Source organism: Proteiniphilum sp. UBA5463, assembly GCF_002427225.1.
Taxonomy (GTDB): Bacteria; Bacteroidota; Bacteroidia; order Bacteroidales; family Dysgonomonadaceae; genus Proteiniphilum; species Proteiniphilum propionicum.
Genome location: NZ_DIQL01000052.1, coordinates 18,375 through 39,048 on the forward strand (window position 1 = coordinate 18,375; position 20,674 = coordinate 39,048).

A 20,674-nucleotide genomic window follows, 5' to 3' on the forward strand; every position below is an offset into this window, starting at 1 on the left:
ATGTAAATATTGCGGGGACATGGAATGAAAGTGAAGTATCTTGCCATGGGAGGTCTCACGGACGTACAGAAGCAGTGTAAGAAGTACGGACAACAGTTGTCATGAGAAGTCAGCAGACGCCATAGTAGTATTGAAACGATCCATTATAGAAAAATGGAAGTCTCACACTGCGAGATTATTCACATGCCCGATATACAAAAAATAGGGTTTCCGAAGAAGTATGTTAAGCGTCTTTTTCGGTAAAAAATAAACTCTCAACACAAATATATGTAGGAGTAATCAAAGCAAAACTGTATCTTTGCCTTCTCATAAAAAAACATCATGATCGAACAAAACAGAGAAGAGGCCACAGAACAAAAAACCATCAGTCCGGTAGTAGACTGGTTCGTCCGTTTGATAAAAGGCACTCTTGTTGGCATAGGATTTATTCTTCCAGGATTATCAGGAGGCGTACTGGCAGTCATCTTCGGCATCTATAACCCTCTGATTAGGTTTCTCGCCAATCTGCGGCATAAGTTCCTGAAAAACATTTTCTACTTTCTCCCTGTCGCCATCGGTGCTGCTATTGGCATTGTCCTTTTTGCAGTTGTGGTGGAAAAAGCATTCGGAAGGTATGCAGCTCAGTTTGTATGCCTCTTTGTGGGTTTTGTGGCAGGCACCTTTCCCTCTCTCTATAAAACGGCTGGGAAAGAGGGCAGGAAATCCTCTGACTTGTGGATACTTATCGCCGCTACACTGGTTATTTTTACGCTGATGCTCTTTGGAGGACAACAGCTGACAGAGATAAAACCCAACTTCATGGTTTGGCTGGGATCAGGATTGCTTATGGGACTCGGGTTGATAGTCCCGGGGATGAGCCCTTCCAATTTTCTTATCTACTTTGGACTTTACGATAAAATGGCCATAGGAATAAAAGATTTCGATTTTGGTGTTATTATCCCACTTATTATTGGATTTATCATTTGTGTTCTGCTTTTCGCTAAAGCAGCCTCATGGCTTTTCCGAAAATACTATTCAGGTATGTACCACTTTATCCTTGGAATGGTAATTGGTTCCTCACTAGCTATCTTTCCCACAGTAGTCTTTCCGGCCTTTGCTTCCGAACAGCTTGCTATTGCAGGGTTAAATTTCGGTGGCGCCTTTCTTTTTTGTGTATTACTTTTTATCACAGGCACATATGCATCTTACCTTTTCAGCAAGGTAGAAGAAAAATATCCCAGGGAAGAGATATTCTAGATACACCAGGGAATATATATATCTTGGGGAAATATTTATAACTCGCTCTCTTCAAGTATTCTTATTCTAGGATTTCGTTCTTTCAGTTCGGCTATCAGAGAGTCAATATCCGATTCATTCACTCTCAACACCTCAAAACCACGAACCTTGTCGATACGTAGAAGGTTTTTTTTCAACTTTTTCATGCCTACTATATCTCCAATGGCTATACGTCTTTTTTTTGAGAACAGTTTCAATAAAAAACGAATCTCTAGAAAATTCTGGTGTGTGATGGCATACTCTTTTATTGTAACCGACAATATAAAAACGATTGAAAACGCGAAGTAAAGGGAAACGAGCCAAATACTTTCTCTATGTGTAAACTTGTATATCAGAATACCCAGCAGTATCAGCGTCATAATTCCCCAAAAGATATTCCCAAGCCCGTTATCTGCTTTGTATTTTTTCTCCACAACTTTTCTGTTTATTGCTTACAAAGATAATATCAACTAAACGATTTTCCTTGAACCTCTGCACAAAATTTCAACCGGTGTTAATTTATGAGACAACATTTGCCAGTTAACTACTGTTTTTCATGAAGGTTATTGTTAATAAATGCAAATATGATTTATAATAGACAAATAAGTTGTTTTTGTCGACGAACTGGTACTTTATATATATCAACATTCTCAAAAACTCTATATAATACTGTAAACAGGCTGATTAAAGATATAGAATGAAAGTTAAACAGCTACTGCCATATTAAACATTTCCTTACCTTTAAACGTCATAACAGCAGATATTTTATTTTTATTATTCACTTTTAAAATTTTTAGTATATGAGAAAAATTGCAATGATGGCTTTGGCTGCAATATTTATTATGAGTCTCCAGGCAATGGCTCAGAACAATCCTCGCAATACAAGACAGGATAACCGTCGTAGCCAAACCGAGATGAGGTGGACAGCCAAGGAGCGTGCCGAAAATATGGCAAAACAGCTTAATCTGACAAATGATGAAACAGCAAAGGTGCAGGCGCTGTTTGAAAAACAAGATGCAGAACGTGCAGAACAGATAGTCAAACACAGGGCTGAAAGACAAAATGTTATGCAGGATAGAGAGCAGCGTCGCACTGAGATGCAAGCACTTCGTGAAAAAGCAGTTGCCGAAAACGATGCTGAACTAGAAAAGATTATCGGGAAAGAAAAATTTGAGCAATGGAAAGAGTATCGTTCTGAACAGCAAAAAAAATTTCGAGATGCAAACCGTCAGGGAAGACGTAACATTAATGCGCCCGGAGCAGGTAAATAAGTAAACGTTATTATTTTTAAAAGCAAGAGAGGCTGACACCCGGGTGTCAGTCTCTTTTTATCTACTCAAACAATTGATATATAAACCATTACTCAAAAGCTTTTCGTCTTTTCCAACTATACTTGTTCTTGCACGCTTGAAAAAATCCCCGACTCATTACCCAACGACTCTCCTCTTCTTCAAGTGTATGTAAGTAACATTTTTATTGCACTTTAGCCGGTTTTACGATAAAAGCAAAATCTCTTGATTAACAATGTTTCGTGACCCGACAAATAAAAATATTATCGATTTATCTTAAGATTAATGCTTCGTTAAAACTTCATTTATAATACTGACAGTCAACAATTTATGTCAGATCCTCAAAAAGCGCCATAATCTATTGATATTCAGTGAATTATAAGAACTATTTTAAAAAATTACCGAAGTATTGTTAAGATAATACTTATCGAAAATCTGATTATATTCTTTCGTTGTCTTAAATCGGTCAAGCCAGCTATTCAGGCTGTCAAGCAATACCGGCGAATCTCTGCGTACTGCCCACGACTCCAGTTGTGTAAAACTTATATCAGTATCAATATCTATCTCGGGAAGAGCTTTGGCAAGTAGAGTGGCCACCTTTTCGTCACATACTGTAAAATCTATATCTCCTGATGCCACCATCATTACAAGCTGTTCAACCTCGTAGGTCTGATCCTCTTTAATAATAATAGTGTCACCTATTTCATGTGCAAGATTATTCAACCTGAGAATAACAGGCGAATCTTTTGCTACATAAACAATTTTTTTTGCAAGATTCAGGTGCTGCCGGATTGGCTCTATATTATTGTTAAACGCGGCCTTACGCTGTACCAGTACCTGTTTATTGAGGGTTATGGGATCTGTAAAGGCAAATGTATCTCTCAAATGCACGTTTACTGGAATATTCCTTGCTACCAAGTCGTACCGCAATGACAATAATCCCTCCAGATTCTCATCAAGGCTGTTCTCGAGAAAAAGATTAACTTTTATCCCCCACTCCTTCTCAAGCGCCTTCATCAGCTCCAACTGAAAACCTTCAGCAGAATCGCTTGAAACATAATATCCAATGGTGTTATAGTCGGTAACCACATTAATCATGCCAGATGATATAATCTCCGGATAATCTCGAAATCCTAAAGGCACTTTAGAAGGGCGACTTATCAAGATCAGTAATATCACCAAAATGCAAAGTACAGAAAATAAAAGTAAAAAGAAGAAGCGTTTTTTTAATTCCAAGATTGAAAAATGTTAGTTGTGAAGATTAACTGATAATCCCATTTTGAAAACAAAGGGATTAACCGGATAGCCAGGGAGTGAAAAATACTCACGCGGCTTCAAAACTTGCGATGCAACATTGTAGAACATTAAAAAGAAGCGTGTCTGCTTAAGATGCATGTTGGCATAGATGGTAGCAATGGGATAATTTCCAATCTCTTTCTCCTTCTGGTTATAAAACTGCAACAAGGCAGGCTCATAACCGGGAACAAAATATTTGGTATGATAATGTGTATCTATTCCCAACTGAAGAGTAAGCTCGTTTACAATTTTTGCCTTCAGATACATATTGGAATATAGGCTGATCATGGGAACAGGTATCACATCTTGATTGCTAGAGGTTTGATATACAGCCTGATTATCCCAGTTGAATATACCAAGACTCAGATTCTGGTCCACTCGTGCCGATAGAACCTGTATATTGTTGCTCTCCTGCGCTATGTTCTTATCCTGACCGTAATAAATAAAGTTCTGCAGATTTTCAACACCTACGCTTAGAGTGGTGTTCGTAAAAGGTATATGTAGTTTTCCGCCCGCATAAACTCTTCGTATATCTCCAAAATCGTGATTCCAGCTGAAATATTTTGAGTAGTAGTTATTCTGAAGGTACTTTGGCTTCAGATTTTTAATGTATGCTTCAGCATACAATGTAGTACGTCTGTTGGCGATGAAGAAACCGGTCTCCACGTCAGCCAGCGCTCTGAATTCTCCCAGATTTTCCCCCAGGACACCCAGGTCGGCACGAATATTGAACAGCAGGTTTTCACCCTGTTGCTTATTGAGTACACCTCCTATAGTGACTGCGCTTTCGCGATGATTCTTCCACTCCGCGCCTTCACTGTCTCTTGTTGAATAGTTGCGCAAATCGTACTCGAGAAAAGCGGCAAGGCCAAACTTCACCCAATCTTTGAACCCTTCCCTCAGGCTCAGAGAAACACTGTTTTTAAACGATGAATAGTGGATACTGTCATCCACTGCCCCCTCGTAAAAACGGTTTTCATAAAACCGGTCAATGTGCTGCATCTGAACTCCATCAACATTAACATAGGTGGTATCATACGACAAAAAACGGCGATGCTGCTGAGTATAATGTGATGAGAAACCAATGCTTGCTACAGGTACAAACTGTCCAGGCCCTTTGTGGAGCGAGTCGGTTGCAATCTCCCTGTATCCCAAATTATATCTTCCTGATAAAAAGTAGCGGTTGTTGCGCAAAGAATTCCAGGTATTGGTAAATTTCACCGGGATTTCTCTCGGAGTAAAACTTTGCTGTATGGCATCGGGATCGGTAATAAACATCTCGTTGGTTATTCCTCCATTTTCAAAATTCGACAATGATCCCTGATTCATAAAAGCATGTATTTCAATCCTGTCGGACAGATAGTTGCCAAAAAGGGTGAAATTGTTGTGCTTTACAGCCTGAGAATTGTAAAACCCTTTGGCGTTGATCAGATTCAAGTCCATACCAACATTCAGGCTCTTCCCGAAATTAGATGTAAGCCTTGCATCAAAAGTCTCTTCCCTGTTTTGTTTTGAACCTGCGCGATTATAGTTCAGCCTTGAATAGGGCACGCGCGTATTAACAAATAGCAGTTTTTCGGGATCTTTCAAATAGTTGTGGTAAGCATTGTTAAATATAAAATGCCCGGTTTCGGGGCGGTCGAAAAATATTTTGGAAATCGAGGGTGAGCCAATCGGAGCAAGGAAGCCCATAGCTACCGATTCTCCATCCGGCAACGTTGTTTGCTGGTAATTATGGAGCAAGGTGTCGGGAATTGCGAGCAAACGGTTACCCGTTCGTGCTTCTACTGTCCAGACAGTCATACGTGCAATACGTTGCAACGAGTCGGCCATCGCACCATGATCGTTTAACAGATGGTCGAGATGAGATGATTGGGCTGGCTGCTTATCTGACTCTACCTTCCTTGGAAGCAGATCCAGCGAATCGGGATTCGTTGTGATCTGCGATGAATCGGGCAATATGATACGTGCCTGCGGGTATGCAGCCATAGTGTATATGATACATGCCAGAAGAGATATGAACAGCTTTACTTTCATCGGGTGCAAACTTACATAAAAAATTGTCACGAGAGATAATTCATATTCATTTTCTATACTTTTTGAAGTTTTTTAGTAAGATATAATCCCAATTTCAACCATTAAAAGTCAAATAAATCTATCTTTCATTTTTAACTGAATAAAAAAATCTTTTTATATGGCATTTCAAATAATTCCATTATCTTTGCACCATCAAAACAGTAAAAATGAAAGCAAACATGTTCCATCATCATCATTTTCATACTTGCAATCGGGCGAGTTGAGATAGATATGTACGAACATAAGAGAATATATTTATAGACCCGTCTGAATAGCATCAGACGGGTTTTTTATTAAAAAGAACGCTGATGCTATCTGGTAAAACAAATAAGAAATGGAAAAAATAAATATCGCTATCCAGAAAAGCGGCAGGCTGAGTGAAAAATCGCTCAATCTGCTTACAGAGTGCGGGATAAAAGTATCTAACGGCGACCGCAAATTAAAAACTGAAGCACGGAATTTTCCTATGGAGATTCTCTTCCTTCGTGATGATGATATTCCGCAATATGTGGAACAGGGCGTGGCAGATATTGGCATTCTGGGTGAAAACGAAGTGTGGGAGAAAGAAAAAGACGTAAGGGTTGTTGAAAAATTAGGTTTCGGAAACTGCCGCTTGTCACTTGCTATTCCAAAAGATGAGGAGTACACGGGACTGGATTATTTCAACGGCAAGCGTATTGCCACGAGCTACCCTAAAATATTGAGAAACTATTTTACGGTAAAAGGCATTAAGGTACAAATAGAGGAGCTGGGCGGGAGCGTTGAGATTGCCACCGGCATTGGGCTGGCAGACGCAATTTTTGATATAGTGAGCACCGGAAGCACACTCATCATGAATGGATTGAAAGAGGCTGAACCAATCATTAAAAGCGAAGCTGTGCTAATCAGCAACAAAAACCTCTCGCCTACTAAATCCGAACTGCTTGATAAATTGTTATTCCGTATAAAAGCCTATAAGAACGGGCAAGGAAAAAAATACGTTTTGCTGAACGCACCCAACGGGATAATTCCCAAAATTGTGAAGTTGTTGCCCGGAATGCGCTCACCCAGTATTCTCCCGTTAGCCGACAAAGGCTGGAGTAGCGTTCACTCGGTGATAAAAGATGATGATTTCTGGGCAATTATCGATGAACTGAAGCTACTTGGAGCCGAAGGTATTTTAGTTGTACCTATAGAAAAAATGATTCTTTAGTACTCTGACTTCGCACCTTTTCTGTTTTCGCCTTTCACCGTGTTATCAAAAAAGATGATTCTTTAGTGCTTTAAGATGTGGTTGCGTAAAGATGACAATAAAACTGCAGTAAGTTGAAAAAAATAAACGTAAAAAAACTGATATGAAAACAATCTCAAACCCTTCACATACCAAATGGAAAAAATTGGCAGAACGCCCTATGATCAGGCAACAAAAGCTGATGAATACAGTTGAAAAAATGTTCTATGATATTAACCGAAAAGGTGATAAGGCAGTTATTTCATTCAGCAGGAAGTACGATTATTCCGAACAGGATAAGCTTGTTTTGGATCAAGATACAATAAATAAAGCTGCAGATCAGATCTCTGAACAATTGAAACTGGCAATCGACCTGGCACGAAAAAACATCGAAGCTTTTCACCTACAGCAAAGGGAAAAGATAGAGAAGGTTGAGACCGCCCCTGGAGTTTTTTGCTGGCGTGAATCGAGGCCTATCGAGCGTATCGGCATCTATATCCCCGGCGGCTCAGCCCCGCTCTTTTCAACTGTGCTAATGCTTGCCGTCCCGGCTAAGATAGCCGGATGCCGTGAGATTGTGATGTGTACGCCCCCAAATCAGAAGGGAGAAATTCATCCCGCTATACTCTACACTGCTCAACTGGCAGGCGTAACAAAAATCTTTGCTGCAGGAGGTATTCAAGCTATCGGCGCAATGACTTTCGGTACGGAAAGCATACCCAAGGTTGATAAAATATTCGGTCCCGGCAATCAATATGTGATGGCTGCAAAACGTTCTGCACAGTATTACGGCACAGCTATCGACATGCCAGCCGGGCCCAGTGAGTTACTTGTGATTGCCGACTCAAGCTGTAATCCCGCATTCGTAGCTGCCGACCTGCTCTCGCAGGCAGAACACGGCCCGGACAGCCAGGTAATATTGTTGTCTGATAACAGACAGGTTATTAAGAATGTAAAAAAAGAGATTGATATCCAGCTGGACAACCTTCCCCGCAAGGAGATTATCTTGCAATCGCTCAAAAACAGCAAAGCCATTCTTTTCAAAGAGCTAGGTGAAAGCGTTGCTTTCAGCAATTTCTATGCTCCTGAGCATCTTATACTGGCAACAAACAAAGCGGTACTACTGAGTCGTGATGTAATAAATGCCGGCTCAGTTTTCCTTGGCAACTTCAGTTGCGAGAGTGCGGGAGATTACGCAAGCGGGACCAATCACACGCTTCCTACAGGCGGAAATGCCAGAGCCTACAGCGGCGTTTCGCTGGACAGTTTCGTAAAAAAAATCACTTTCCAGCAACTCAATGAGGAAGGGATTATGAGCATTGGCAGTGCAGTTGAAGTAATGGCGGAAGAGGAACAGCTTTACGGCCACAAGAATGCCATTACACTTCGCTTAGGAGCTGCGACAACAAAATATCTACAAATTAACAATCAAGTGAATCCAGATGAACAACTTTGATTTAAATACTCTGGTACGCCCCAATATCCGTGCGCTTAAGCCCTACTCAAGTGCGAGAGACGAGTTCTCAGGCGACAAAGGTATTTTTTTAGATGCCAATGAAAACCCTTTCGGTAAAATGAACAGGTATCCCGATCCACATCAACGTATGTTGAAAAAAAAATTGTCGGAAAGAAAGAAGGTAGCGGAAGAGAATATTTTTATCGGAAACGGTAGTGATGAAGTGATCGACCTGGTTTATCGGATATTCTGCGAACCGTCAAGAGACAGCGTAATCCTGTGCCCTCCGACATATGGAATGTATGAGGTGTCTGCAAATATCAACAATGTGAACGTGATTAGCGTGCCGCTTACCGGTGACTTTGAATTGAATATTGATGAAATTCTGCAACAATCTGCAAAATGCATTTTCCTATGCTCTCCCAACAATCCCTCTGGAAACCGGTTAAAAGATGTGGAAAGAGTGTTAAATGAGTTTCAGGGGATTGTTGTTGTAGATGAAGCATATATAGATTTTTGCATAGGCAGCACTTTTCTATCAAAGCTTTCGTCCTACCCCAATCTCATTGTTATGCAGACCTTCAGCAAAGCATGGGCGCTTGCCGGTGCACGTATTGGAGTAGCCTATGCCGGTGCAGAGATTGTAAGGCTGATGGATAAGACAAAGCCTCCCTACAACGTGAGTGCTCTTAATCAGGAAGAGGCTCTAAAAGCACTTTCTAAACCGCAGAAGTTTGAATACCGGCTGGCCATAATACTGGAACAGAGATTCTTTCTTAAAAAAGAATTGACAAAATTACCCATTGTACGTAGGATATATCCTTCAGATGCAAATTTCCTGCTGGTGGAGGTGACTGATGCCGATAAAATTTACAATTATCTGGTTACAAAAAAGGTGATAGTCCGGAACCGCAATGCTGTTGTCCGCAACTCTATCCGTATAACAGTGGGAAAGCCCGAAGAAAACCGGAAATTGTTGGAAGAATTAAAAAATTATAGTGAAATATGAAGAAAGTATTATTCATAGATCGTGACGGAACACTAATTATAGAGCCGGAAGACGAACAGATTGACAGTCTGGAAAAGTTGGAGTTTTACCCGCGAGTATTTCAATCGCTCTCAAGCATCGCCGATGAACTGGAATATGAACTGGTAATGGTCACCAATCAGGATGGTTTGGGCAGTGCTTCATTTCCCGAGGAGACTTTCTGGCCGGCTCAGAATAAGATTATCAAGGCCTTTGAAAACGAAGGAATTAATTTCAGTGAAATATTAATCGATCGTTCCTTCCCCAACGACAACCAACCAACCAGAAAACCGGGCATTGGCATGCTCACACACTACCTGAAAGGGGGATATGACCTGGAAAATTCATTTGTCATAGGGGACAGAGTGACGGATGTACAATTAGCTGAGAACATAGGATGTAAGTCTATCTTTTTAAGTGATATTCCACATCCTGGCGCACTCCTTTGCACAACCGACTGGCGAGAGATTTATAATTTTCTGAAAGCAAAGCCCCGTACCGGAAGGGTATACAGAAAAACATCAGAAACAGAGATTCTCGCAGAGTTGAATCTCGACGGGAATGGGAAAAGCAATATTACTACAGGATTAGGATTCTTCGATCATATGCTCAATCAGATTGCCCGCCACGGGAACATCGATCTTATAATTCAATCGAAAGGAGACCTGCATGTTGATGAACACCACACCATAGAGGATGTGGGTATCGCGCTGGGAGAAGCTATCTTGCAGGCAATTGGCAGTAAAAAGGGGATTTCCCGTTATGGCTTCTTGTTACCTATGGACGACAGCCTGGCTCAGGTGGCAATAGACTTTGGAGGCCGCCCCTGGCTGGTGTGGAATGTGGAATTTAAGCGTGAATTCATAGGCGATATGCCCACGGAGATGTTTATGCATTTTTTCAAGTCGTTCAGTGACAATGCGAAGTGCAACCTCAACATCAAAGCTGAAGGCGACAATGAGCACCACAAAATAGAAGCCATCTTTAAAGCCTTTGCCAGATCAGTAAAGATGGCGGTGAGACGGGGTGAAACTTCCGGTATTCCCAGTACAAAAGGAACTCTTTGAAAGTAAAAACTAACGGTCAATAACCGAAGCAAACAGATGATTGCTATCATAAAATACAATGCTGGAAATATTACGTCGGTCTACAATGCAGTAAAGCGACTGGGCTACACATGCATGGTGACGGACAATATTGATGAAATCCTGCAGGCGGGGAAAGTTATATTCCCCGGAGTGGGAGAAGCCCGGTCTGCCATGTTGTATCTGAAAAAGAGATGTCTGGATACAACCCTGAAATCGCTGAAACAGCCAACACTGGGTATATGCCTGGGCCTACAACTCATGTGTAATTATTCCGAAGAAGGTGATACGGAGTGTTTCGGCATTTTTGATGCTGTAGTAAAAAAGTTTCCTTCAGGGGAGATCGTTCCTCACATGGGCTGGAACAGCTTAAGCTTGACTAAGGTAAATGACCCCCTTTTCGATGGATTCGGCACCGGTGAGACAGTCTATTTTGTGCACAGTTATTACGCCGGTATATGCCCTCAGACAATTGCAAAGTGCAATTATATTTTGCCGTTCAGTGCAGCCATGCATAAAGATAATTTTTATGCCACACAGTTTCACCCCGAAAAATCGGGCAGTGTGGGAGAAAGAATATTAAAAAATTTTTTAAAACTATAGACTTTTATGAGAATTATTCCGGCAATAGACATTATCGACGGAAAATGTGTGCGTCTTACCAGGGGCGACTACAACACACAAAAAACGTATCATGAAAATCCTCTTGATATAGCCAAAAATTTCGAGGCTAACGGCATACGGTACCTGCACCTGGTGGACCTGGATGGAGCAAAATCCAAACATATTGTCAACCACTGCGTATTATATGAAATAGCATCCGGCACATCGCTGAAGATTGATTTCGGTGGTGGGATCAAGTCGGATGATGATGTGCGGATTGCTTTTGAGAACGGAGCTGAACAGATTACAGGAGGGAGTATTGCAGTGCAGCAACCGGAACTGTTTTCACGGTGGCTATCGCACTACGGGCCTGATAAGATCATCCTGGGGGCAGACAGCCATCATCGCAAGATAGCTACTCACGGATGGCAGCGGCAATCGGATACAGATGTAGTAGATTTTATCTCGGAATACGAAAAAAGAGGTATTTGTTACACCATCTGTACAGATATATCGAAAGACGGAATGCTGGAAGGCCCTTCTGTTGAGCTGTATGAAGAGATACTTGACAAAACTCGCGTTCACCTTATTGCCAGTGGCGGAATCACCACAATGAATGATATTCTTTTGCTACAGCAAATTGGATGTGAAGGAGCTATCATCGGTAAAGCTATATATGAAGGACGAATAACGATGAAAGATTTATCCGGTTTTATTCTGAACAATTAAAATAACGTTCCACGAGCGCATATAAAAAAGGAATAAATTATCCGGCTTTTTTCTGAACAATCCTTTGAAGGAACAATTCAAGAAAAAAACTGTTCTGATCGGGATCTGAATCCCATCATTATTGTCAGTAAAAAAAAATTGAAAACAAACAGTTCACATCAAATCAACAATTATAAAAAATGCTAAAAAAAAGAATTATACCCTGCCTTGATATAAAAGACGGACGCACAGTCAAAGGTGTTAATTTCGTTGGTCTTCGTGATGCCGGCGACGCTGTGGAGCTGGCAAAGCGATATGTGGAAGAGGGAGCTGATGAGCTTGTTTTTCTGGATATTACTGCTACGATAGAAAACCGGAAAACTCTCACCGCCCTGGTACAGCGAATAGCCCAGGAAATCAATATTCCTTTCACTGTTGGAGGTGGCATACACTCCGCCATGGATGCGGTTTCTATTATCAAAGCCGGAGCCGATAAGGTAAGTATCAACACATCGGCAGTAAAACATCCTGAGCTGATTACTGAAATTGCGGAACAATTTGGTAGTCAGTGTGTAGTGCTTGCCATCGACACAAAATTAGAGGAGAATGGAGAGTGGATGGTATATATACATGGCGGGCGCACCTCCGCTAATCTCCGTACTGTCGACTGGGCAAAAGAGGGGGAAAAAAGGGGCGCGGGAGAGATACTGCTCACTTCGATGAATAATGACGGCACCCGAAATGGTTTTGCCATCGATATAACTCACGCTATAAGTGAAGCGGTAAATATTCCCGTAATAGCCTCCGGTGGGGCAGGAACGCCGGAACATTTCGCTGAGGTATTCACAAAGACAAAAGCCAGTGCTGCCTTAGGTGCCTCTGTCTTCCATTTTGGAGAGATCACTATTCCGGCATTAAAACAATATTTAAAAGAACAAAATATACCCGTACGATAACCTATTGAAAAAGGAGACGGTTTTATTAACAAACAAAAAGGACAAAAGTGAACATTGATTTTAAGAAAAACGGAGGATTGGCCCCGGTCGTCATACAGCATGCGAATACGCTACAGGTACTGATGCTGGGCTATATGAATGAAGAGGCTCTTGAGAAAACCATTGCAGAAGGTAAGGTAACTTTTTTCAGCCGCAGCAGACAGCGGTTATGGACCAAGGGAGAGACATCGGGTAACTTCCTTTTCGTGGAAGAGATACTTCAGGATTGCGACGATGACACGCTGCTTATAAAGGTTATTCCGCAAGGGCCTACCTGCCACACCGGTGCCACTTCCTGCTTTAAAGAGGAGACTTCGAAAGGTTTTCTGTATGAATTGGAGAAGGTTATTGAGCAACGCATCTCCGATAATCAGGAAGGTTCTTATACCGCCCGACTATTCAGCCGAGGAGTGAACAAAGTTGCGCAGAAGGTGGGAGAAGAGGCTGTGGAGTTGGTTATTGAGTCAAAAGACAACAATATTGACCTGTTTAAAAACGAAGCAGCAGATCTGCTCTACCATTTCCTTATTTTGCTGAAAACTAAAAGCCTGAAGCTACAGGATATTGAAGAGATATTATCAGGAAGGCATAAATAACTGATTATTAAAGATATGATATCTTATTTTGGGGCTGAAATGTTAAGTATTCAAGTTTCGCATATACAAATTAAACCATATACAGCTAAATATGAGATCTATGCCTTGAATCAGTGAAGTTTTATGCTTTGCCGTTTGCCTTCCCGCTATCTTGGTGAGCAATAAAGGCATATCTTCTCCCGAATAACGGAGTGCCAGCTCGTGCACATTAATGTTTTCGTTAGAAAGGATAATTTTTTTTGTGTAACAGATAACAGCATACGAAAAAAGAACAACCTACTATTTAAAAGCAGGTTGTTCTAATCAACTAAAAAATTATTATTTTATGGTTCAAGTTCCCTTTAACCGGGACAAAGACATTCGCAATTACGCTTCTGCCTGTGCCTGTGGCTGAACTGATACGAATGAGCGATTATTCCTTTTCTTGCGAAATATCACAATGCCATCGGTCAGTGCAAACAGGGTATGGTCTTTTCCCATACCAACATTTTCTCCAGGGTGATGCGCTGTTCCACGTTGACGCACGAGGATGTTTCCGGCTTTCACCGTTTCACCACCGAATATCTTAACGCCCAATCGTTTACTTTCCGATTCACGGCCGTTCTTCGAACTACCTACACCTTTTTTATGTGCCATTTTCTTCTGATTTTAACTGATTAAGCTATAATTTCTTTTACTCTTATCTCAGAAAATTGTTGACGGTGACCGTTCAATCTTCTGTATCCTTTTCTCCTTTTTTTCTTGAAAATAAGAACTTTATCTCCTTTCACATGAGAAAGTACCTCTACTACTACTTTTGCTCCATCCACAACCGGTGCACCTACAGTTACATCGCCGTCTTTGTCGATGAGCATCACTTTTTCGAACTCCACTTCACTACCCTGATCGGCGTTGATCCTGTGGACAAATAATTTTTGGTCTTGCTGCACTTTAAACTGCTGACCCTGAATATCTACAATTACGTACATATAAGAATAACTTGACGTTATACGCCTGAGGCGAGTCGCTATATGCGCCTTCTTTCCAAGCCTATTGGCAAAATGAGGTGCAAAAATACATAATTAATTCATAAATTACAAATGAATCACATATTTTTTTCCAAAATGCTGTATGCGTTGCCTATATTATCGATGATGTCAGAAGCAATAAAAGCCCGGGGATGAATTTTATGCTGCGTCAGATCAGCCGTCATTCCGTGAAGATACACCCCCACCCTGGTTGCATCTAACGGTTCATAACCCTGTGCAAGCAAGCTCGTAATAATTCCCGTCAGTACATCTCCGCTTCCGGCTGTCGCCAATGCCGGGGTTCCGGTACTATTCACATAGATATTTTCCTGATCAATAATCAGCGAATAAGCCCCTTTTATTATCACAATAAGACCATATTTCTCAGCAAACTGTTTTGTTTTCAGTATTTTGTCATAGTCGTCGCTCCATTCACCTATAAGCCTTGAAAGCTCTTTCGGATGAGGTGTCAGAATAGTTTTTGGGGGAATGAGAGTGAGCCAATCCTTATGCCTGGACAATATGTTCAAGCCATCTGCGTCTATAACCAGCGGCGTATTATTCTTTTGCAAAAATTCGAAGAATGCATGCTGTGTATCATCATGTTGCCCCATTCCAATACCTATACCAATTGCATCCGGTTTCATTTCATAATTTATATAAGAGATATGCTTTTCTCCTCTATCCTCAATCACCATCGCTTCGGGAAAATTTGACTGCACTACTACTACCCCACATTTTGGCATATAAGCGGTAACCAGTCCGCATCCCGCCTTCATAGCCGCCTTTGAGGCAAGACAGGCCGACCCGCACTTACCAAGGCTTCCTCCTATAATAAGTACATGCCCTTCGGTCCCCTTATGAGCAAATCTGGAAAGCGGTTTTAACAAAGGCCGGATCTGTTTTTTTTCAGTATAAAAAATATTACTCTCTGCTTCTTCAATGGCTTGTTCATTCAATCCAATGCCGACTATTGACACATCACCTGCATAATTTTGATTTTCGGGAAGATAAAGTGCAAGCTTAGGTATCTGAAACGTAATGGTATTTTTAGCCTGTATAGCGTACAACGTTTTTCTGTCAAGAAACATCCCGCTTGGCACATCAATGCTGATAACAGGCTTGTCACTATCATTAATATGCTGAATCACCTTTGCAGCTATACCATCCACTTCTCTGGAGAGTCCGGTTCCAAAGATCCCGTCAATCACAACATCATACCTCTTTATATCGGGAATATCTTTTTCAGAGATAACCTTTTTGCAGGTTATGTTTTCCGCTCTTACACGGCGAAGATTGTGCTCACAATCTTCTGTATATTTCTCGCTGTATTCCACAACAGACACTGTAACATTATAGCCAGACTTATGTAACAGGCGGGCTGCTGCAAGCGCATCGCCACCATTATTACCCACCCCCGCAAAAATAAGCAAAGAGATGTTTTTCGCGTATCTGCCAGTAAACCAGTCACAGAAAGCAGTAGCTGCCCTCTTCATCAATTCGAGAGAGGGTATCCCTTCCCTTGAAATTGTTTCTGCATCAATTTTACGAATTTGCTCCGATGTAAGAATTTTCATTTAAAATTTAATTTATGGTCAAATATGGGTGAAATAACTTTACAATGCGACAAAAATAATATAAACACCTGTTTTTATACCTGTTTACAGCAAAAATATTTTTCTGCTAAGATAGAAAAATATTTTTGTATTTTTGTATTACAGGTTTTGGATAGCCATATTATGAAATCGGGTCAATTATACCTTTGCTGCGGCAAGCGAAAGCGTGACTTTAGTGATAATTTGCATTAAGTCAAAAAATAATCAATATTGGAAACATGAAGCTTGCTTCAATGTTTTAGTAATGCAGGTACTTGTGGTTCCCTGACTACCCTCGGGTACCATGAAGCCAGTTTTAACTTTTTAGTCAAGCTGAATAAGCATAATCCGAACTTGTTTGAATGATGTCGTTCACAGAAGTTGCCTGAAAGGCAGAAAGGAAACAACCAACATTAGTGAACAAATGAAATGAATGATATGGAGAATAAAATTTTCTCATCGAGTGTTATCGTTGTTGTAAATAATAAAATCCTTTTAATACAACGCAGTAATTATGACGGACAGGGTGAACTATGGAACACTCCTGCGGGGCACTTTAAAGAAGGAGAAACAGCAATAGAATGTGCGGTAAGGGAGTTATACGAAGAGACTAAGATTTCAGTAAAAGAAGATGATTTTATTTTTTTCACTGACTTTGAATCCTCAATAGGTAAAGTTTATTTTTACATTCTACGTCTGGAAAATTTTCCTGAAATTGTTCTGTCCGCTGAATCACTGAGATACGAATGGGTGACTCTGAATGATTTGAACAAATACAACTTTCTGTATGATAAACAAAAGGAAATCCTTGAAATGTTCATTAAGAATAAGGGACCGGGTAGGTAAACTAAAATAGCATTAATACCTTAGTTGAAACAAATACCACATCAACCGGTCAAATCCGGGTTATATAATTAATATTTTTTCTATAATAAATAAAGTACCGAAAGGTAATTTCTTACTGTCATTATAAAATGTTTCATTAAATTTGGCAATTATTTTAAATACATCTATGGTCAATTACATTTTAAATATTACCATGATATGAAGAAAACCGGCCTTTTTTTAATTCTTATAATGCTTGTACATTCTATCAGTGCACAAGAGCCGGCAATAGTGTCAGATTCTGTCGAATTACTTCTCCGCCAACAATTGATTGCTTTTCCACAGGAGAAACTGTATGTGCAGACTGACAAATCGGGATACCTCTCTGGTGAACGTATCTGGTTCCGTGCACATATGGTGGATGCGCTCACTCATCGTCCTGTTTTTATTAGCCGTTATATTTATGTTGAATTGATCAATCCTCTTGACGATCTGGTAAAGCGAGTAAAGATACGTCCCGACAGTACCGGAGCTTATTCCGGATATATCGACCTGGAAGATGATCTTGTACAGGGAGCTTACACACTGCGAGCCTACACTCAATTTATGCGGAACATGGACGAGGACTTTTTCTTCAGAAAATTTATACAGGTACTCGATCCGTTTTCATTGCAAATAGAACCTCTGTTGACATTTGATGTCGAGAAAAACGACATTCGCATCTCTCTTCATTTCATTGACCGTCAAAACAGCGATACCATACAACCTGAGGTTGTTACCTGCAAAATCGGGTACGGAGCCTTGAAAACTCTTCGGCCAAAGGAGAACGGATTTTATCGCCTTGATGCAAGGTTATCGGAAAAGGAAAAGAACAGAACCATGCTTCTGAGCCTAATTCACAAGGGCCGTAAATACAACCGGTACTATACTATTCCTTCCGATCCCGCCGAATATGATGTGATGTTTTTCCCCGAAGGTGGATATCTTATTCCCGGGGTTTCTTCACAGGTCGCTTTCAAAGCACTGAATGCGGATGGATTGAGCACACCCGTTTCAGGAACATTATATGATTCGTCGAGTAATGAGATCCTCTCATTCGAAAGTATACATCAGGGAATGGGCTTATTCCATTTTGTACCATCCGGGAATGAGTCGTATTATGTTATCTGCCATAATCAATCAGGGACTGCAAAACGTTTCGACCTGCCTTCTTCTAAAACGGAAGCAAGCATTATTTCGGCACGTACTGCAGGTGACTGGATCAAAATTTCTTGCCTTAAAGGCATTGAATCACAGCAGGACTCTCTATCACTGCTAATACACTACAAAGGGCAAGTTTTGCTTCACAGAATGTGGAATCCTGAGGTTGAAATGTATAATATTGCTGCCGGAGAACTACCATCAGGAATAATACATATCCTGTTGCTGAACTCAAGACAGGAGGTGCTGAGCGAACGTCTTCTTTTTAACCTGAATGAAAATGAGTTTGCCCTCATGCAGGCCACTACTCCCGAATCCACCTACAAACGAAGAGAACACATTTCTATTAGACTGAAGATGAACGACCCGGATCTTACTCCCTCTACCGGAAATATTGCCGTTTCAGTAACAGATAAAGAGAACGTTGTACGCGACAGCACGATAAACCTTATAAGTACAATGCTCTTGTCGTCGGAATTAAAAGGACATATAGAATCACCCGTTTCTTATTTTGCAGACGGAAAAGTCAACAAATATGCTCTCGATGCCCTGATGCTGACACAAGGGTGGAACAGATACGATATTCCTGGAGTTTTACAGGGAAAAATACGAACGCCAGATGCATTTACTCCCGAACTGTCACAAAGAGTAACCGGCAAGGCCTCTGGACTTTTTAGATCGCTAAAGGAAGGGCAAATCAGCCTGCTTGCCAAGCTCGACACTTTGGTCAGCACTATTACCACACAGGCTGACGAGAAAGGGCGGTTTACTTTCAACGTTGAATATCCGGAGGGAACCACAATCCTTGTTCAATCGAGAAGTAAAAAAGGTGGAAAACTAAATGTTATCAACATCGATCAGGAAGTATTTCCTCCTCTTCAGGGTGCCGGAATTACCAATAGATCGGAAGCTATAAACCAGTTCTCCTCCACGCAAGACTCCTATCTAAAAATAGCTGATGAAGACTATACACAGAAAAATGGCATCCGGACAATTTTGCTGGATGAAGTGACTATTACGGCACAAAGTCTGGAAAAGTATAAGGAATCAACTTTTTATTCTCCCATCAGTGCAGTAGGGTTAAAAACAGCCAAAGACATTGAGAAGATGGTAGTATCAGATTTGCGGTCGTTGCTATACCATCAACCTGGAATTATAATCAGAGGGGATGAAGTGACCACTACACGTTCAGACTTACCTGTGCTTTTTGTTATCGACAATGTTAATTATGAAGATTTCTCCAGTTATCTTGACAACATTGAAGTCAATTCTATCGAAAGCATATTTGTATTGAGAGATAATACCACAATGCCCGGTTATTACCCTAACACAAGTGGCGCAATAGTTATCACCACTAAGTCAGGCAACTACAAAACCGATACACACAGGCCTCCTAGCATTGATGAGATTGTTCCTCTTGGTTATCAGCAGGCAGCCGAATTCTACTCTCCCAAATACGAAACACCGGAGCAAATAGAATCATCGTTACCAGATCTCCGTACCACAATCTATTGGAAGCCAAATGTACTGTTCTCTGAAAAGGGCGAAGCTGTTATCAATTTTTATACTGCCGATTATCCGGCAGTATATCTGCTGACAGCCGAGGGTGTAAACAACAACGGGAAGCTGATTCGTTTCACAAAGGAAATAACAGTAGAAGGCAGCAATAGCCGATAATTTTTTGAAAATCTATAAACAGCTCTTTAGTCAAGTTCTTTGATCCTGATATTTCTGAATTTAACCACGGAGTTGTGCCCCAGAAATGCAATATGTCCTTTCTTATACAACAAAGATTTAGGTATTTTATTCTCTGGCACATCCTTGACGGCCTCCTGAATATCAGTATCCAGAATGGTAGTCCCGTTTAATATAATTTTTATTTTACTTCCTTCTGCAATTACTTCCTGGTAATTCCATTCTCCAGCAGGTTTCAAGTATCCCCTTTTGGCCGGAACCCATCCGTAGAGAGAGCCATGATACTGATACGGTTTTAAGTTTGCATATATTGGAGCCGAATTGTCAAGAATCTGCAATTCCATACCGTCATAGCCGCTTTTAGTAGTTATCATCTTATGTCTCAGGCCAAGCCCGCTGTTAGCTTCCGGAGTGAGTAAAAATTCAAATCGTAGAATAAAGTTATCATATTCTTTTTTAGTGTATAAATTACCATGCCCATCAGCTGGTTGCATTACTATACATCCATCCTCAAGTTTATATTCATCGGTATTACTTGTCCAGCGTAACATATCTTTTCCATCGAAAAGTATTTCATATCCGGCTTTCTTCTCTTCTGCAGACAAACTGAAACGATCTCTGTTTCCTCTCAAATTTATGGACGAACAGCCTGTAGTAATCACAAGCAAAGCTATCAATAAATATTGTTTCATACTATGATTTAGTTTTATTAAATTTTGTTCCTTTTATTATATTTAAGAATAAGTTCCCTTTAAAA

The 20,674-nt window shown here is 40.7% G+C and carries 19 protein-coding genes; 12 read left to right on the forward strand and 7 right to left on the reverse strand.

What is annotated here, in order from left to right:
• The first annotated feature begins 321 nt into the window (after window positions 1-321).
• Window positions 322-1,236, forward strand: a complete 915-nt coding sequence (locus tag B3B27_RS08740; RefSeq protein WP_238867152.1) for a DUF368 domain-containing protein — start codon at window positions 322-324, stop codon at window positions 1,234-1,236.
• 35 nt (window positions 1,237-1,271) lie between these two features.
• On the opposite strand, the gene B3B27_RS08745 is transcribed toward B3B27_RS08740, so the two are convergent.
• Complete coding sequence (locus B3B27_RS08745) at window positions 1,272-1,688, reverse strand: hypothetical protein (RefSeq protein ID WP_238867153.1); 417 nt, start codon at window positions 1,686-1,688, stop codon at window positions 1,272-1,274.
• A gap of 366 nt (window positions 1,689-2,054) precedes the next feature.
• On the opposite strand from B3B27_RS08745, the gene B3B27_RS08750 reads away from it, so the two are divergent.
• On the forward strand, window positions 2,055-2,525 hold the full coding sequence (locus tag B3B27_RS08750; RefSeq protein ID WP_238867154.1) for a hypothetical protein: 471 nt from the start codon (window positions 2,055-2,057) through the stop codon (window positions 2,523-2,525).
• A gap of 408 nt (window positions 2,526-2,933) precedes the next feature.
• Here the strand turns inward: B3B27_RS08750 and B3B27_RS08755 are convergent, their stop codons facing one another.
• Window positions 2,934-3,641: a transporter substrate-binding domain-containing protein gene (locus B3B27_RS08755; protein WP_286832706.1), complete on the reverse strand. Its 708-nt coding sequence runs from the start codon at window positions 3,639-3,641 to the stop codon at window positions 2,934-2,936.
• Window positions 3,642-3,791: 150 nt separating this feature from the next.
• The gene (locus tag B3B27_RS08760) at window positions 3,792-5,876 is read right to left on the reverse strand and encodes a putative porin (protein WP_238867156.1); all 2,085 of its coding nucleotides are present in this window, start codon (window positions 5,874-5,876) and stop codon (window positions 3,792-3,794) included.
• A 373-nt stretch (window positions 5,877-6,249) separates the two neighbouring features.
• On the opposite strand from B3B27_RS08760, the gene hisG reads away from it, so the two are divergent.
• The 8 genes from hisG (at window position 6,250) to hisIE (ending at window position 13,595) form a co-directional block, all read left to right on the forward strand.
• A complete protein-coding gene (gene hisG, locus B3B27_RS08765; RefSeq protein WP_238867158.1) occupies window positions 6,250-7,107 on the forward strand; it encodes an ATP phosphoribosyltransferase in 858 nt (285 codons plus the stop codon).
• 142 nt (window positions 7,108-7,249) lie between these two features.
• Window positions 7,250-8,581 carry a histidinol dehydrogenase gene (gene hisD / locus B3B27_RS08770; protein WP_238867160.1) on the forward strand — a complete coding sequence of 444 codons (1,332 nt, stop codon included), beginning with the start codon at window positions 7,250-7,252 and terminating at the stop codon, window positions 8,579-8,581.
• On the forward strand, window positions 8,568-9,590 hold the full coding sequence (hisC, locus tag B3B27_RS08775; RefSeq protein ID WP_238867162.1) for a histidinol-phosphate transaminase: 1,023 nt from the start codon (window positions 8,568-8,570) through the stop codon (window positions 9,588-9,590). The genes hisD and hisC overlap by 14 nt, the downstream gene beginning before the upstream one ends.
• A complete protein-coding gene (gene hisB / locus B3B27_RS08780) occupies window positions 9,587-10,675 on the forward strand; it encodes a bifunctional histidinol-phosphatase/imidazoleglycerol-phosphate dehydratase HisB (RefSeq protein ID WP_238867164.1) in 1,089 nt (362 codons plus the stop codon). The genes hisC and hisB overlap by 4 nt, the downstream gene beginning before the upstream one ends.
• 36 nt (window positions 10,676-10,711) lie before the next feature.
• A complete protein-coding gene (gene hisH, locus B3B27_RS08785; RefSeq protein ID WP_286845923.1) occupies window positions 10,712-11,296 on the forward strand; it encodes an imidazole glycerol phosphate synthase subunit HisH in 585 nt (194 codons plus the stop codon).
• A 6-nt stretch (window positions 11,297-11,302) separates the two neighbouring features.
• The gene (gene hisA / locus B3B27_RS08790) at window positions 11,303-12,025 is read left to right on the forward strand and encodes a 1-(5-phosphoribosyl)-5-[(5-phosphoribosylamino)methylideneamino]imidazole-4-carboxamide isomerase (protein ID WP_286847284.1); all 723 of its coding nucleotides are present in this window, start codon (window positions 11,303-11,305) and stop codon (window positions 12,023-12,025) included.
• Between the two features lie 179 nt (window positions 12,026-12,204).
• Complete coding sequence (gene hisF / locus B3B27_RS08795; protein WP_238867172.1) at window positions 12,205-12,960, forward strand: imidazole glycerol phosphate synthase subunit HisF; 756 nt, start codon at window positions 12,205-12,207, stop codon at window positions 12,958-12,960.
• A 47-nt stretch (window positions 12,961-13,007) separates the two neighbouring features.
• Complete coding sequence (gene hisIE / locus B3B27_RS08800) at window positions 13,008-13,595, forward strand: bifunctional phosphoribosyl-AMP cyclohydrolase/phosphoribosyl-ATP diphosphatase HisIE (RefSeq protein WP_238867174.1); 588 nt, start codon at window positions 13,008-13,010, stop codon at window positions 13,593-13,595.
• A 366-nt stretch (window positions 13,596-13,961) separates the two neighbouring features.
• Here hisIE and rpmA read toward each other — a convergent pair whose 3' ends face one another.
• From rpmA to B3B27_RS08815, 3 genes are all read right to left on the reverse strand, one after another.
• A complete protein-coding gene (gene rpmA, locus B3B27_RS08805) occupies window positions 13,962-14,231 on the reverse strand; it encodes a 50S ribosomal protein L27 (protein ID WP_238867175.1) in 270 nt (89 codons plus the stop codon).
• A 20-nt stretch (window positions 14,232-14,251) separates the two neighbouring features.
• Window positions 14,252-14,563, reverse strand: a complete 312-nt coding sequence (gene rplU, locus B3B27_RS08810; RefSeq protein WP_238867177.1) for a 50S ribosomal protein L21 — start codon at window positions 14,561-14,563, stop codon at window positions 14,252-14,254.
• Window positions 14,564-14,679: 116 nt separating this feature from the next.
• Window positions 14,680-16,179: an NAD(P)H-hydrate dehydratase gene (locus tag B3B27_RS08815; protein WP_238867179.1), complete on the reverse strand. Its 1,500-nt coding sequence runs from the start codon at window positions 16,177-16,179 to the stop codon at window positions 14,680-14,682.
• A gap of 456 nt (window positions 16,180-16,635) precedes the next feature.
• Here B3B27_RS08815 and B3B27_RS08820 point away from each other — a divergent pair, with 456 nt between their 5' ends.
• Window positions 16,636-17,043: an NUDIX hydrolase gene (locus B3B27_RS08820; protein ID WP_238867181.1), complete on the forward strand. Its 408-nt coding sequence runs from the start codon at window positions 16,636-16,638 to the stop codon at window positions 17,041-17,043.
• Window positions 17,044-17,241: 198 nt separating this feature from the next.
• Window positions 17,242-19,899, forward strand: a complete 2,658-nt coding sequence (locus B3B27_RS08825; RefSeq protein WP_238867183.1) for a Plug domain-containing protein — start codon at window positions 17,242-17,244, stop codon at window positions 19,897-19,899.
• Window positions 19,900-19,925: 26 nt separating this feature from the next.
• Here the strand turns inward: B3B27_RS08825 and B3B27_RS08830 are convergent, their stop codons facing one another.
• The gene (locus B3B27_RS08830) at window positions 19,926-20,609 is read right to left on the reverse strand and encodes a 3-keto-disaccharide hydrolase (protein WP_238867184.1); all 684 of its coding nucleotides are present in this window, start codon (window positions 20,607-20,609) and stop codon (window positions 19,926-19,928) included.
• Between the last annotated feature and the right edge of the window lie 65 nt (window positions 20,610-20,674).

Excerpts from the sequence above, each read along its gene's own strand:
- hisB (WP_238867164.1), top strand. The coding sequence starts at position 9,587 with ATGAAGAAAGTATTATTCATAGATCGTGACGGAACACTAATTATAGAG.
- B3B27_RS08755 (WP_286832706.1), bottom strand. The coding sequence starts at position 3,641 with ATGATTAATGTGGTTACCGACTATAACACCATTGGATATTATGTTTCA.
- rpmA (WP_238867175.1), bottom strand. The coding sequence starts at position 14,231 with ATGGCACATAAAAAAGGTGTAGGTAGTTCGAAGAACGGCCGTGAATCG.
- B3B27_RS08740 (WP_238867152.1), top strand. The coding sequence starts at position 322 with ATGATCGAACAAAACAGAGAAGAGGCCACAGAACAAAAAACCATCAGT.
- hisD (WP_238867160.1), top strand. The coding sequence starts at position 7,250 with ATGAAAACAATCTCAAACCCTTCACATACCAAATGGAAAAAATTGGCA.
- B3B27_RS08825 (WP_238867183.1), top strand. The coding sequence starts at position 17,242 with ATGAAGAAAACCGGCCTTTTTTTAATTCTTATAATGCTTGTACATTCT.
- rplU (WP_238867177.1), bottom strand. The coding sequence starts at position 14,563 with ATGTACGTAATTGTAGATATTCAGGGTCAGCAGTTTAAAGTGCAGCAA.
- B3B27_RS08760 (WP_238867156.1), bottom strand. The coding sequence starts at position 5,876 with ATGAAAGTAAAGCTGTTCATATCTCTTCTGGCATGTATCATATACACT.
- B3B27_RS08815 (WP_238867179.1), bottom strand. The coding sequence starts at position 16,179 with ATGAAAATTCTTACATCGGAGCAAATTCGTAAAATTGATGCAGAAACA.
- hisA (WP_286847284.1), top strand. The coding sequence starts at position 11,303 with ATGAGAATTATTCCGGCAATAGACATTATCGACGGAAAATGTGTGCGT.
- B3B27_RS08750 (WP_238867154.1), top strand. The coding sequence starts at position 2,055 with ATGAGAAAAATTGCAATGATGGCTTTGGCTGCAATATTTATTATGAGT.
- hisG (WP_238867158.1), top strand. The coding sequence starts at position 6,250 with ATGGAAAAAATAAATATCGCTATCCAGAAAAGCGGCAGGCTGAGTGAA.
- B3B27_RS08820 (WP_238867181.1), top strand. The coding sequence starts at position 16,636 with ATGGAGAATAAAATTTTCTCATCGAGTGTTATCGTTGTTGTAAATAAT.
- hisF (WP_238867172.1), top strand. The coding sequence starts at position 12,205 with ATGCTAAAAAAAAGAATTATACCCTGCCTTGATATAAAAGACGGACGC.
- B3B27_RS08830 (WP_238867184.1), bottom strand. The coding sequence starts at position 20,609 with ATGAAACAATATTTATTGATAGCTTTGCTTGTGATTACTACAGGCTGT.
- hisH (WP_286845923.1), top strand. The coding sequence starts at position 10,712 with ATGATTGCTATCATAAAATACAATGCTGGAAATATTACGTCGGTCTAC.
- hisC (WP_238867162.1), top strand. The coding sequence starts at position 8,568 with ATGAACAACTTTGATTTAAATACTCTGGTACGCCCCAATATCCGTGCG.